Annotated in this window: 14 protein-coding genes and 1 pseudogene; 14 read left to right on the top strand and 1 reads right to left on the bottom strand. The window is 46.8% G+C overall.

Going from position 1 to position 13398, the window contains the following annotated elements:
- The 10 genes and pseudogenes from Q0438_RS05790 to Q0438_RS05745 all read left to right on the top strand — a co-directional run.
- Positions 1-227 (top strand): annotated as a pseudogene (locus Q0438_RS05790) (hydrogenase 4 subunit B); the annotation flags it as partial.
- Between the two features lie 10 nt (positions 228-237).
- The gene (locus Q0438_RS05785) at positions 238-1176 is read left to right on the top strand and encodes an NADH-quinone oxidoreductase subunit H (protein WP_299188443.1); all 939 of its coding nucleotides are present in this window, start codon (positions 238-240) and stop codon (positions 1174-1176) included.
- A 1-nt stretch (position 1177) separates the two neighbouring features.
- Positions 1178-1822 carry a hydrogenase 4 membrane subunit gene (hyfE, locus tag Q0438_RS05780; protein ID WP_299188441.1) on the top strand — a complete coding sequence of 215 codons (645 nt, stop codon included), beginning with the start codon at positions 1178-1180 and terminating at the stop codon, positions 1820-1822.
- 2 nt (positions 1823-1824) lie between these two features.
- Positions 1825-3306 (top strand): hydrogenase 4 subunit F, encoded by a 1482-nt coding sequence (locus Q0438_RS05775; RefSeq protein ID WP_299188438.1) that lies wholly within the window; start codon positions 1825-1827, stop codon positions 3304-3306.
- A 2-nt stretch (positions 3307-3308) separates the two neighbouring features.
- Complete coding sequence (locus Q0438_RS05770) at positions 3309-5045, top strand: NADH-quinone oxidoreductase subunit C (RefSeq protein WP_299188435.1); 1737 nt, start codon at positions 3309-3311, stop codon at positions 5043-5045.
- A complete protein-coding gene (locus Q0438_RS05765) occupies positions 5042-5581 on the top strand; it encodes a formate hydrogenlyase complex iron-sulfur subunit (protein ID WP_299188432.1) in 540 nt (179 codons plus the stop codon). Before Q0438_RS05770 ends, Q0438_RS05765 begins: the two co-directional genes overlap by 4 nt.
- The gene (locus Q0438_RS05760; protein ID WP_299188430.1) at positions 5578-6402 is read left to right on the top strand and encodes an NADH-quinone oxidoreductase subunit B family protein; all 825 of its coding nucleotides are present in this window, start codon (positions 5578-5580) and stop codon (positions 6400-6402) included. Before Q0438_RS05765 ends, Q0438_RS05760 begins: the two co-directional genes overlap by 4 nt.
- Entirely contained in the window at positions 6399-6743 is a 345-nt protein-coding gene (locus tag Q0438_RS05755) for a formate hydrogenlyase maturation HycH family protein (protein ID WP_299188427.1), read from the top strand. The genes Q0438_RS05760 and Q0438_RS05755 overlap by 4 nt, the downstream gene beginning before the upstream one ends.
- Positions 6743-7195: a hydrogenase 3 maturation endopeptidase HyCI gene (locus tag Q0438_RS05750; protein ID WP_299188425.1), complete on the top strand. Its 453-nt coding sequence runs from the start codon at positions 6743-6745 to the stop codon at positions 7193-7195. Before Q0438_RS05755 ends, Q0438_RS05750 begins: the two co-directional genes overlap by 1 nt.
- On the top strand, positions 7196-8062 hold the full coding sequence (locus Q0438_RS05745; RefSeq protein WP_299188422.1) for a formate/nitrite transporter family protein: 867 nt from the start codon (positions 7196-7198) through the stop codon (positions 8060-8062).
- Positions 8063-8252: 190 nt separating this feature from the next.
- Here the strand turns inward: Q0438_RS05745 and Q0438_RS05740 are convergent, their stop codons facing one another.
- Positions 8253-8891, bottom strand: a complete 639-nt coding sequence (locus Q0438_RS05740) for a Crp/Fnr family transcriptional regulator (RefSeq protein ID WP_299188419.1) — start codon at positions 8889-8891, stop codon at positions 8253-8255.
- A gap of 273 nt (positions 8892-9164) precedes the next feature.
- Here Q0438_RS05740 and Q0438_RS05735 point away from each other — a divergent pair, with 273 nt between their 5' ends.
- The 4 genes from Q0438_RS05735 to Q0438_RS05720 all read left to right on the top strand — a co-directional run bounded on the left by Q0438_RS05735 (position 9165) and on the right by Q0438_RS05720 (position 12837).
- Positions 9165-9998 (top strand): class I SAM-dependent methyltransferase, encoded by an 834-nt coding sequence (locus Q0438_RS05735; protein ID WP_299188417.1) that lies wholly within the window; start codon positions 9165-9167, stop codon positions 9996-9998.
- Between the two features lie 466 nt (positions 9999-10464).
- Positions 10465-10866 (top strand): hypothetical protein, encoded by a 402-nt coding sequence (locus Q0438_RS05730; RefSeq protein ID WP_299188415.1) that lies wholly within the window; start codon positions 10465-10467, stop codon positions 10864-10866.
- Between the two features lies 1 nt (position 10867).
- Positions 10868-11464, top strand: coding sequence for a tetratricopeptide repeat protein (locus Q0438_RS05725; protein ID WP_299188413.1), 597 nt, complete (start codon positions 10868-10870; stop codon positions 11462-11464).
- A 779-nt stretch (positions 11465-12243) separates the two neighbouring features.
- A complete protein-coding gene (locus tag Q0438_RS05720) occupies positions 12244-12837 on the top strand; it encodes a hypothetical protein (RefSeq protein WP_299188411.1) in 594 nt (197 codons plus the stop codon).
- Positions 12838-13398 lie beyond the last annotated feature (561 nt).

The raw sequence follows: 13398 nt of genomic DNA, 5'->3' as shown, positions 1-13398 counted from the left end.
TTAAAGGCGAGAGAAAAGTCGTAACCAAGGGCTATTTCAACCCGGTCGAATACCACAACCATCCAAAAGATATCTGGTGGGGGCTATTTTACGAGCCTGTGATCGAGTGGAGCAAGAAAATAGCCGATAAAATAGGCATAATGCAAAGCGGCTACACCAACGTTTACGCGCTATATATCCTCGTATATCTTTGCGCGATACTAGCGGTTAGCTACTTTTTGATATAGGGGGCGTGAGATGGAAATTTTACAGACTATATTTTTAATGATATTTCAAGTCGTCGTCATCGTCCTAGTCGCGCCGCTATTTGACGGTATGGCCAGAAAGCTAAGAGCCAAACTGCAATCAAAACAAGGCAGCGATTTTTTCCAGACGTATCGCGACATCATAAAGCTATTTAGACGCGGCAGAACCGTGCCTGAGTGCTCTCACTGGGTATTTAGATGGGCGCCGTTTTTCTTATTTGCCACTTCGGCGGCGATACTAGCGGCTATTCCTATTACTTACAGCGATCCAACCACCGATAAAATTTTCGGAGCATATTCGGATATCTTCGTTATCTTATATCTGGGCGCGCTTTTACGCTTCGTATTCGGTGCGGCTTCAATAGATAGCGGTAACCCGTTTGCCGCAACCGGCGGCGGACGCGAGCAGATGCTTGCAGTTTATGTTGAGCCTGTGATGATGATGTGCTTGGTTGCGGTTATGCTTGCGGCCGGTACTTCAAATTTAGTCGAGATTCAGCATATGGTGCGAAGCGGAGAGATAGGCTATCAAATTCCAAGCTTTGCCGTCGCATCAATCGCATTTTTATGGTGCATGTATGTAGAAACCGGCAGAAAGCCATTTGATCTTGCCGAAGCTGAGCAAGAGCTTCAGGAAGGCTTACTTGGCGAATACGCAGGTAGCGATCTTGGCTTAGTACAAGCAGCGCTGATTTTGAAGCAATTTGCGATGATCGGTCTATTTTTAACGATATTTGAGCCATGGAATTTTAGCAATCCGTTCTTGGCCATCATAATCTTCGTCCTAAAAGCTGGCGTGTTCTACGTCGCCGCAGTCTTCATCGACAACTTCGGACCGAGATTTAGAATGACTTCGAGCCTTCGTAAAATTTCATGCGGCGCTCTTGCCATCGCTTTTGCGGCATTAACGCTTTACGTAGTAGGATTTTAAGATGACTAGTATCGATATTTTAGCAATCTGTATGATAATAACGTCGCTAGCGGTATTCGGACTTAGAAATTTAAAACTTTCCGTCGGAATTTACGCAGTTCAGACGCTACTTTTGGTGAGCATATTTTTTATGCTGTCTTCTACCTTCAATGCGCCGCAGCTTAAAATTTGGGCGGTAGTGGCGTTTTTTACGAAGGTTCTTTTTGTGCCGGGAATCGTATTTTTCCTAATCAAAAAACTCGGCGTCATCAGTGAGGATGAGCCGGTGGGCGGCTTTTTCGTAAGCCCAGTTATCGCTATGGGATTTTCTTTGGCGATTGCAATGACGATAAGTCCGATTCTTTTAGAATTCTCGCTAATTCAGGAAAGAATCATGCTAATTGCGGCGGTAACCGTATTTATGATGGGAATTTTCGGCTTCATGCTTAGAAATTCTTTCATCAAGCAAATTCTAGCTTACTGCCTCTTTGAAAACGGCATCCATCTAAGCCTTGCGCTTATGGCTTACAATTCGCACGAGCTAGTCGAGCTTGGAATTTTAACCGACGCCATCTTCGCGGTCATCATAATGAGCGTCTTGGCGGTTAGATTTTACAAAGCTTACGATGGGCTTGATACGTCCAAAGCTTCAAATTTAAAGGGATAAAGATGAATAGTTTACTTTTTATATTGATTCTTCCTTTGGTCGGTGCGTTGATACTGTTTTTATGTCCTAAAAATTTCAAACTGCTTAGTATGCTGCATGTTTTGATCTCTGCGGTTACCTCGGCAGCACTGCTTTGCAATGTGGGCAAACTTATCAGCGGAAACTGGGAGCCTTTTTACGAATTCAATAAATTTCTATTTTTAGACAGCCTCGGCTGTGTATTTTTAGTACTAATTGCAGTAACGGGCTTTTTGGTAAATTTATACTCCACCACCTATATGAAATGGGAGATACAGGGCGGTCATTTGGATCTTAGCGATCTTAGAAAATACTATGCGCTCTGCCACGTTTTCGTTTTTACGATGACGCTTAGCGTTATCTGCAACAACGTCGCGTTTATGTGGGCTGCGGTAGAGGCTACTACGTTAGCTTCGGTATTTTTGGTCGCTATTCATAAAGATAAGAAATCTACCGAGAGCGGTTACAAATATATCGTTATCTGCTCGATCGGCTTAGCGTTTGCACTTTATGCGACGGTTTTACTATATGCGGCTACATTCAAAATCACAGGCGACGGCCAAGCTTCGATGCTTTGGACTAGCATTATGGATCACGCCAAAGGCTTAAACCACGATGCTATAAAGCTTATTTTTATCTTTGCATTGATCGGTTTTGGTACCAAAGCAGGACTTGCTCCTACTCACACTTGGCTTCCAGACGTCCACGCAGAAGGACCGGCTCCGATTTCAGCCTTGCTTTCTGGCGTACTTTTAAAATGCGCTATGCTTGCGCTATTTAGATACTATGCCGTGACCGCTCAGGCGGTAGGATCTACCTTCGTTTGCCAAGTAATGTTGATCTCAGGAACGATCACGCTATTTGTCGCAGGAATTTTCCTCGTCCGTCAGCACGACGTAAAGAGAATGTTTGCTTACCACTCGGTCGTTCATATGGGCGTTATCGCGTTTGCGCTGGGTGTCGGCGGTAAATTTGGACTATTCGCAGCGATCTTTCACTGCCTAGCCCACAGCTTTACTAAGGCTCTTGCATTCTGCTCTACCGGCAATATCGCTAGAATTTACGGCCATAAAAATATGACCAAGATGGGCGGTATGATAAAGATCGCTCCGATTACTACGATAATGTTCGGCGCTGCGGTCTGCTCGCTCGTAGGCGTACCGGCGTTCGCGATATTCGTCAGCGAATTTAATGTATTCCACGGAGCGATCGAAAACGGTCAATATTTTGCGGTAGCGTTATTTGCGATCGCGCTCGTAATTATTTTCGTTGCGGACTTCGCGCACTTCAATATGGCAAGCTTCGGCCAGCCTAAAGGCGAAGTGGTTTACGCAAAAGAGATGAGCCTGTTTGAAAATTTACCGTTGATTCTACTTTGCGCCTTAGTTATAATCTTCGGTGTTTGGCATGTAGAAGATTTCTGGTCGCTCGTCAACAACGGCGTTCAAATAATGATGAGAGGTTAAAAATGAGAGGCGATAAATTTGTAGAAATTTTAAGAACCAAAGTTAAAATTTTGGACGTAACCCGCCAAGCCGAGGATCAGATCACCGTTTTAGTAGATAGAAACGATCTTCCGCTTGCAGTCAAAACGCTATATTACGACATCGGCGGATTTCTCAGCACGATGATCCCTAGCGATGAGCGCGAAATAAACGGAAATTTCGCGCTTTACTACGCCATATCGATGGAGGGCTCAAAGATGACCGAGGCGGACGATTTCGCCGCCGAAGACAAATGCTTCGTTACGGTTAAGACTTTGATCCCTGGCTCCGATCCGACCTTCCCGTCGGTAACTCCTTTGGTGCCTGCTTGCGTATGGTACGAAAGAGAGGCCTTCGATATGTTCGGCCTGATCGCCGAGGGCTTGCCTGATAAACGCCGCCTAGTTTTAAGCGATGATTGGCCTGACGGACTTCATCCGCTAAGAAAAGACGCGATGGATTACCGCTATAGGCCGGATCCGGTCGCTCATCAAGATGAGCCGGATGCGGAGTTTTTATTCCCTACCGGCGACGGCGTAGTGGACGTTCCGCTAGGACCTCTTCACGTAACGAGCGATGAGCCGGGGCACTTCAGGCTATTTTGCGACGGCGACGAGATTATAGACGCGGACTACCGCCTGTTTTATCAGCACCGCGGTATGGAAAAGCTAGCCGAAAACAGAATGAACTACGATCAGATGGGCTACCTAGCAGAGCGCGTCTGCGGAATTTGCGGCTACGCTCACGCGATCGCTTGTATCGAAGCGGCGGAAAAGGCCATCAGGCTTGAAATTCCGCTTCGCGCGCAGGCTATCCGCGTCATCTGCCTTGAGATCGAGCGCCTTCACAGCCACCTTTTAAATATCGGTCTGGCTTGCGAGGTAACGGGCAACTACAACGCTTTCATGCATATCTTTAGAGTGCGCGAGTACTCTATGGAGCTAGCCCAGCTCGTAACCGGCGGCCGCAAAACCTACGGCAACGTCATTATGGGCGGTCTTCGCCGCGATATGACCGATAACGAGATCCGCAAGGGTATCGAGATCATCAATAAACTCGACATTCAAATTTCTGAAATTTGGGATGCCGTGATGGAGGACAAACGCCAAATCGGACGCTGGAAGGGCGTGGGAATTTTGGATAGAAACATAGCCCGCGACTTTAGCCCGGTGGGTCCTAATATGCGAGGCTCGGGCTTTAAACGCGACAACCGCTACGATCATCCGTATGATTTCTTCAACAAGATCGAATTTAAAGTTGCGGTCGAGCACGGCTGCGATGTTTTAAGCCGCGAGATCGTAAGATATAACGAGCTTAAGCAATCGATCCATATCATCCGCCAATGCTTTGAGCAGATGCCGCAAACTCCGATCAGCATCGATCCTCAAACGATGATCAAGCCGGAGAATTACGCTCTAGGTCACGACGAGGCGCCGCGCGGCGAAAACGTCCACTGGATCATGCAGGGCAACGCTCAGAAGGTTTATCGCTGGAGATGCCGCGCCGCTACGTATAACAACTGGCCGAGCTTGCGCTATCAATTCCGCGGAAACAATATCTCGGATGCCGCGCTAATCGTCTGCTCGCTCGATCCATGCTATTCCTGCACCGAGCGCGTGACTTTAGTTGATATTAATAGTGGAAAGAGTAAAATTCTAACCGAAAAAGACCTTAAGAAATTTTGCCAAGACGGCAAGGCTAGTAAAAAGGATTTAAGATGATGAAGTTATTCGATATTACCGAAAAATACGGTAAAGCGACCTATGCTTATCCATTCGAGCCTTATATCGTACCCGAGAATTTTCGCGGTCAGCCCGAATACACCTACGAGCTTTGTATAGGCTGTGCGGCATGCGGAATCGCATGCCCGTCCAATGCGATCGAGCTTAAGATGAACGAGGCTCAAACCAAGCTTGTTTGGGAGTTTGATTGCGGACGCTGCATATTTTGCGGACGCTGCGACGAAGTTTGTCCTACCGGCGCCGTAAGGCTGGGAAGCAGCTTTGAGCTAGCCGTTAAATTTGACAAAAGCGCGCTTATTCAGCGCGGCGAGCTTGAGATGCAAAGATGCAGCTGCTGCGGCGAGCCTTTGTCACCAAAAAGGCTTATAAATTACACCCTAGAGAAGCTAAGTACGGCAAATTTACTCCCGGGCAGATTGGAAGAGGCTAAAAAATACCTCTATATCTGTCCTGAATGCAAAAAGGCTCAATCGGTTGAGAGAATGACTAAAGGTTTAGAGGAGGCAATAAAATGAGTTTATATCAAGTCCCCGACAATATTAAAAACGCAAACGATCTAACTGCAAAGTTGGAGCATCTAAAAAATATCCAACGAAGCTTCAGCGTTTACCGCATCGACTGCGGAAGCTGTAACGGCTGCGAGATCGAAATTTTTGCCGCTATTACGCCGATGTGGGATCCGGAGCGTTTTGGCTTTAAACTAGTCGCAAACCCACGCCACGCAGATATCTTAGTCTGCACCGGCCCGGTTACGCGCCAGATGTATTATCCGCTACTTCGCGCTTACGAAGCCGCGCCAGACCCTAAGATCGTAGTGGCTCTTGGAGCCTGCGGAAGCACGGGTGGAATTTTCCATGACGCATATAGCGTTTGGAGCGGTATCGATAAGATTATCCCGGTAGATGTATATATCCCGGGCTGTCCTCCGCATCCTGCTAGCATTATCTATGGGCTTGGCATGGCGCTTGGCATCATAGATCAAAAACTTCACAAAAAAAGCTACGAGCAAGACAGCACGCTTCCGCCGCCGGTTGAAAACTCCGTTATAGGAAATATCCTATTCGAGCGCGATCTGCAAGCCGAGGCCAAAAGGCTGATGAGCTATATTTTCGGAAGAGTTTTATTCGCGAAATATATGGACGCGATCAAAGGCTCCTCAGACGCGCATAATCCGGAAATTTCGTGCGAAGCGATGCTTAAAGCAATCCATGCAGAGGAAGATCCAAGATATGCCGAATGTATGGCGATCCTGCATAACGACGTATATCTAAAATACGCTAATGCGGGAGAGGAATTTAAGATCGATGCGGAAAAAGAGGTTTGGAGCAAGCGATGATTCAGGTTTTTAAGCTTACGAAGCGTCATATGGACGAAAATGAAAAACTGCCAAAAGAGCTAAAGCAGATCAAGGTTTTTTCTACCTGCGTCGGTCACGGCGTAGGTACGATCGATTTTAGCGAAAAGGTTCTTGATATCAGCGACGAGGAATTTAACCGTATCATCGAGAATTCCGGCGATTACGTTAAATTTAAAATCGGAAATCTAAGCAAGTATTTTGAAGTCGAAATTTTCGCCGAGCACGCTGCGAAGCTCATACCGCAGCTTTGCGAATGTAAGCTTAAGGATTTATTGAGCGATATGCACGAAGGATACTTCGTGCTTAGGAAGGATTTTTGATGCGAAAGGCGTTGCTTTGTATCGGCAATCCCCTTCGCGGCGACGATGACGTAGGTAACGAAACGGGGCGAATAGTAGAGGCAAATTTAAAGGACTGGCGCGTTTTTTACGGGCAGGATGTACCTGAAAACGAATTTGCGGCCCTTAGGGAATTCGCCCCTGAAATTCTAATCGTAGTAGATGCGATGAGCGGCTTTAATGACGGCAAGATCGAGTTTTTCGATCTTAGCAATGAGCGCGATTACATCTACTCGACGCACAATCTGCCTACGCCGGTGCTTCTAAGCTATCTGCGCAAAATTTGCCCAAAGACGCTGTTTTTGGGCATCAGCGTGCTGCTTGATAATGTCCTTGATTTTAAAGAAGGGCTAAGCGAAAGCGCAAAAAAAAGCGCGCAAAAAGCTTATGAGCGTATTTTAGAAATTGATTCAAATTTAATTGAGGAGGAGTAAATGTTAAATCCTGCAGAAACCGCGCAAGCGATATCTAGTTCGATGCAACACAAGGCGCATACCCCGCTAATGAGCGTAATTTTTCTAGCTATAATGGCGGGTGCAGCGATCGCTATGGGCGATATTTTCTGGGCTCACTCAACCGTCGGAATGGCTGAAAAGCAATCGATCGGCATGTCGAATTTCATCGGCGGTATCACCTTTAGCTGCGGTCTCATGATGGTCGTTTTCTACGGCGGTCACCTATTTACGAGCTCGGTTCTTACCGGCGTTCCCGTCGCAGACGGCAAATTACCTGTAGGCAAAACAGCTGGCTATTGGGCGATCGTTTGGTTTTTTAACTTCGTAGGCGGCGCGCTAATCGCGTATATGTACTACTACTCCGGCTTGCCGCTAAAATACGACGGCTACATCTTGCAGCACTTCATTCCGTCCGGTATCGGCAAGATCACTGCGCCGTTTCACGAGCTGTTCATCCGCGGAATTTTCTGTAACGTATTCGTATGTATGTCCATCTGGACCGCTACGAGCGAGAGCAATCTAGCGGGCAAATTTTTCGCCATTATGTGGATGATCGGCGCATTCGTCGCTTGCTCGATGGAGCACTGCGTTGCAAATATGTTTATCATCACCGAAGCTATCATCGCTAAAGGCCACTACATCGCCGCAAACGGCGGAGATATCGCTGCGGCGGCTACGGCTTTAGGGCACGGCATAACCGCCGAAAAATTGGAAGTACTAAACTGGGGAAATTTCATCGTTAAAAACCTAGTTCCGGTTACTATAGGCAATGTCTGCGGCGGTCTATTTTTCGTCGGTCTAGTCGGATTTATGACAAATAAATTCGATATGAAAAAGAAAGACTAAGGCGGATCGCGCTTTAAATTTAGGGCGCAATCGCCTTAGAAAGCGCGCAATCAAAACCCATTCGGCGCGAGCTTTTGATTTCAAGCATTTGAAATTACGGTTCGCGCCTTTTAAATTTCAAACTCTTTAAATTTAGCCTATTTTTAAATTTAGATTTTAAATTTACGCCGCACCGAAGTCTGCGCTAAATTTAGACGCAGTAATCCAGAAGCTTGTTGTAATCCAAAATCAAAAACTCGTGCTGGCTGACCTTTTTGATGACATTATCCTTCACGAGCTCGTTAAATGCGGTGCTGGTGCTTTGGCGCTTTAGTCCTATAAAAGACGCCAAAACCTTAAGCGAAAACGGTAAAAAAACGTATTTAAAGCCATTTTGATGAAAATTTTGTTCGTTCGCAAGCTCGATCAAAAAGCTTGCGATCCGCCCCTTGGCGTTTTCAAAAAGAATGGAGCGCGTGATTTTGCGCTGCATCAAAATAATATTCGTAAGTATTTTTATATAAATTTCGCAAAATTCCTTGTTTTGCAGAATTTCACCCAAACCGTCCACGTCGATCGTGTAAATTTCGCTATCTTCCAAAAATTCTAAAGCGCAAATTTCATTTAAAATCGTGATACCGCCCTTTTGCAAATAGTTTATTATAAACTCCTCGCCGTCTTCGAAAAACGACAGCTTTGCAGAGCCGGTTTTGAAAATAAAAACCTTCGGGGTATCGCTATAATAAACATAGCCTTTTTTAACGACGGAGCGCTCGAATGACGCGAGCTCCGCATCGCTAAGCGTAGCGATAGCCTCGGTTTGCAGTAATCCCAAACGCGATTTTTCCATAAAATTTTCTCCCTTAAACCGGTGATTATACAATACCAAGCTTAAAGCGTCGAGAGCCGATCTAAATTTAAAGGCTCTCCTGTGCGCTCTGTTTGCAAAATAGGTGATTTCGACACAAAAGCAGGTTTTTAACTTTTGCGCTATATAATAATCAATATAAATTTCACGCCGCGAGTAAAATCTGTGATGAATGGGCTGCCGCAATCTAAAAAGCCCTTGCATAGCCGCTGCGCCGAAAGCTCGCTCGCGATAGATACGATAGAAAGGAAAGATATGCAAAAGCCAAATTTTAAAGATAGCGTTTCCGAGACGCTACTAATCAACGTCTATATGCGCCATCTGGATTTCAAAGACGCGGATCCGATCCTAAACGATCCCTTTTCAAGCGCCGTCGTAGAGCAGATCGATTATGATTTTGCGAAATTCGACGACGCACGCCTTAGCAAGACAGGCACGGTGATCCGCGCGAAATTTTTCGACGACGAGACGCTGCGGCTCGCGGCGGAGTTCGACTGCCCTATCATCGTGCAGCTTGGCGCGGGGCTCGACACCCGCCCGCTTAGGCTCCAACACGTCCTGCCGAATGCCCTATTTTACGACCTCGATCTGCCCGACGTCATAGCCGTACGCGACACGCTGCTACCCAAGGCGGAGAACAACTTCAGCCTGCCCCGCTCGATGCTGGATCTTTCGTGGATGGACGAGCTAGCCACAAAGCACGGCAACGCGGGCTACATATTCATTTTAGAGGGGGTGAGTATGTATTTTAAGAAAGAGGAATTTAAAAAATTTTTTATCGCGCTTGCGCAAAAATTCCGCGGCTACGTGCTGAGCGACTTTATGAGCGAGTTTTCGGTTAGAAAATTCGACTCCAAGCGCCACGACGCGATGAAACACATGCAAAACGCACCCTTTAAAATGGGCATCGGCGGCGGCGCGGAGGTGCAGGGCTGGGATAGCGCGCATATCAGATTCGTCAGGGAGGCTGCAATGCTAAAAATGTATAAAAGCCATTGGAGTCTTAAAGGGCGCCTATTTAGCCTGATTCCCGCCTTTTGCAATGCATGCAAGATGTTTGTTTTCAAAATAGGCAAAGATGAAATTTAAGTAAATTTCAAAATTTTAAAGCGGCGCGCCGCAGGGAGCATAAGCCGGCTTTTTAAACAGAGGGAATAAAATTTTAAAATTTTCGCCGACATTAGCGGCTTGCGCTAGTCGATAATGGCGGATAAGCCGGACGGCAAACAAATCAAACTAAACTAAGTCGGACAGCGGTCAAGCCGACTCAGGCTGCAACCAAGCCAAGCCAGGCAACAATCAAGCCAAACGACTAGCGTCAGTGCGTCTATACGCGAAGTAAAATTCCTCGATTTCAAGCCGAGATTGTAAATTTAAACGCCCGCTATATCCTTACTATCTAAATTAAAAACCGCCCTTTTACTCGCTACTGTGATTAAAAATTTTAAAGCCGAATTAGAGCCCCATATACGTTAAACAAAAATTATTTTTTCATTGACTTAAATTTACGTTTTTGCTAAAATCTTGGCGTATTAATTTACAAAGGAGATCAAAAATGCGAAAATTTTTCCTGCCCCTTTTCTGTGCCTTCATGCTGGTCGGATGTAACAAACACGGCCTTGGCCCCACTAACCTCTTTTTAGAAAACAAAGAACTAACCCAGCTCAAAGGTCGCCATATCCTAGATATGGAGAAATACACCGGCGGCTGGTCATACATCGATATAGGCATGTTTTCAAATAAATACTATCTGCAATATGATCCGCGCGAAGTACTATCGGTAGAGAGATCGTGCAACTTCTGGGGCTGCAGCGTAGTAGGCGTTAATTACAGCACTTACGGCTACATCTATTTCACCACCGACAAAGACGGCTATATCACCGACTATACCGAGGACGGCGACGCGATAAGGAGCGTCAAGCATAAATTTAAAGACCTACTAGTACTGGAGAATTAAGATGAAAAAGACGATAATGGCATTATGCGCATTTGCGATTACTACGGCATTTGGTATATCGGATAGCGATTACAATAAATTTGACACACTGGATGAGAGCGGAAGATATAAAGAGGCTTTGGCATTTCTCAAGCCTTTAGCCGAGGCGGGCGACGGTAGGGCTACTACGCTTATAGGCTATCTTTATGAGGTTAGGTTTGATAGCTACGGCGAAGGGATAAAGTGGTATAAAAAGGGTATGGAGCTAAACGACAGCCTCGCTTATAAAAATATGGGTTGGATCTACTATCTAATGAGGGATTATAAACTAGCCGCTAAGGCGTACGAAAAAGCAAGCGATTTAGGCAATGTGCAGGCCGATGCGATGATAGGCAATATGTATCTAAACGGGATATATTATACAAGGGATTATAAAAAGGCTCTCGTATATATACAAAGAGCCGCCGAAAAAAATAATGCGCAGGCTCTAACCGATCTAGCTATATGCTACGAGAACAGCTACGGCGTCGCAAGGGATCTGAATAAAGCCAGAGAGCTCTACAGACGCGGAGCTGCCGGCGGTAACGAATACGCCCAAAAAGCGCTAGGTAGGCTGTAGTAGCACAAAGACAACCGCGAAGCCGGTTAAATAGTTGCGGCTTTGCGGCGGGATAAAATTTTGATCGTCGAATTTCTTTACCGCGAAATTGCTTATAAAGTCGCTCAGCACTCGACACTGCGGATGCGGCTAAATTTTAAGTCGGACGAATATAGAGCCAGCTCGCTCGTGCGCGCATCGCCTAAATTTTAGTCATGCGCGGCACGGGGTGCGTAAGCTGCGTGATAGTTTGTGATAGTTTGTGCCGCGATGATTTGCGTAAGACGATTTCTCGGTGCGGTAAAATTTCAACCTCGGCGCTGCGACGATCTGCGGCACAAAGCGGGCGCGGTAAAATTTCGTGCTGCGCTGCGATATCTCGCGACAAGAAGCGAGCATGGCTCGTAAATTTTACCTAGCCGCGGCAGAGCAAAGCGCCATTCGCACCACGAGATGTGCCGCAAAGCAAGGCGCGGGTAAATTTCATTTCATGCGCGCAAGGACGCCCTGCCCGCGCGAGCGCCCTTCATAGGTGTAAAACCCCGCGCGGAGCGCGCCTCATCTGCGTAAAATGCACTCCGTCCGTCAAAACCGGCGCCTCGTCTGCATAAAACGCACGCCCTATCTGCGCTTAGTGCTCTTTAGTTGCGCAAAACGCACTACCTGCCTGCGTAAAGCGCGCTTCGTCTGCGCAAAACGCGAGCTGTTCACCAAAAAACAAGCACTCGTGCTCTGCCGTTGCGTCTAATCGCATGATCGCGCCGCAGAGCGGATGCGAGTAAATTTTAAAAGTAGAGAAAATGGAGAAAATTTTAAAAAGAGCGAAGTTACAAGGCGCGCTCGGTGCGATATGTATTTTGGCTGCGGGCGCGACGTATTTTATAAAGGGCGAGCCGGAATTTTTAAAGATAGTGCGGGTGCTCGCGCGGCTTCTTGCCTTCGTCTTTCTCTACGACGCGATCGCAAACGTCCAAAGGCTCTCGGGCTCGAACGTCTTTACGATCTTCAAATACACTTACAACGCCGTGCTTTTGGCGCTGCTATGCAGCATAGCTCTTTATGTGATAGACAAATCCTTCTTGGGCTTGATCGACATCGGTATGTCGTTTTTACTGCTTGGCATCGCGATAGCGTGGATAGTCATAAATTTTAAATTGCGCGCCGATACGGGTTGCGTGTTTTTCGCCGTGTACGCCGTGCTGCTCGCTACCAAAGTCGCCGTAAACTTCCTCCACGGCATGCTTGAAATACTAACACCGACCCTCATAACAAGTGGCGTCGTAAAATGCATCGGGGTAGCAAACGCGTTGTCGGAAATCGTCCTGCCCGCCGTACTGCTCGCCGCATGGCTCGGTATAAAGAGCTCCCGAAGCTCGCAGGATCCATGGCGCTAGAGGCGGTAGATCGCGGCGTTAAATTTAAACGCGCCGCGCCGTAGCGATAGGCGCTGTTTGGACTAAACATGCCGCTTTGAGGTACCTCGCGCCGCCGCCGCTGTCCGAACCCGCGATAGGTTTGGACTGAACATGCCGCTTTGCGATGCGGCCGTCGTAGAAGCCGTAGAAAAGTAAAAATTTTAACAGAAGCTGTATGCGGCGCAAAAAATTCGAAATTTAAATAAAAGGCTCTGCGCCGCAAAAGCTACGACGCAGAGCCGGAGGTTAAGATTAAGGGGATTCAAAACCAAGTCTAAATTTAGCGGAGTCAAAAGCTAAATTTGGCGAAGTCCGAGGCTAAAATCGGCAGAATCAAAAGCTAAATTTAGCGAAGCTCCGAAATAAGCCGGCAAAGCCCAAGTTAGATCAACGCAAAGAAACCCAAGCCAGGCTATTTATCCTCCAAGACCTTGCTCTTCCACTTCGATGATTTCTCCTCGCCTTTTGACATATCTTTAGAAAATTCCGAAATCGCTTCAAAATTTCTCTGCACGCCGTCGCTAGAATTTTTGTATTTTA

Source organism: uncultured Campylobacter sp. (assembly GCF_938030785.1).
GTDB lineage: Bacteria > Campylobacterota > Campylobacteria > Campylobacterales > Campylobacteraceae > Campylobacter_B.
The sequence above is the reverse complement of the archived record's forward strand: the minus strand, read 5'-3'. Positions and strand labels throughout refer to the sequence as shown.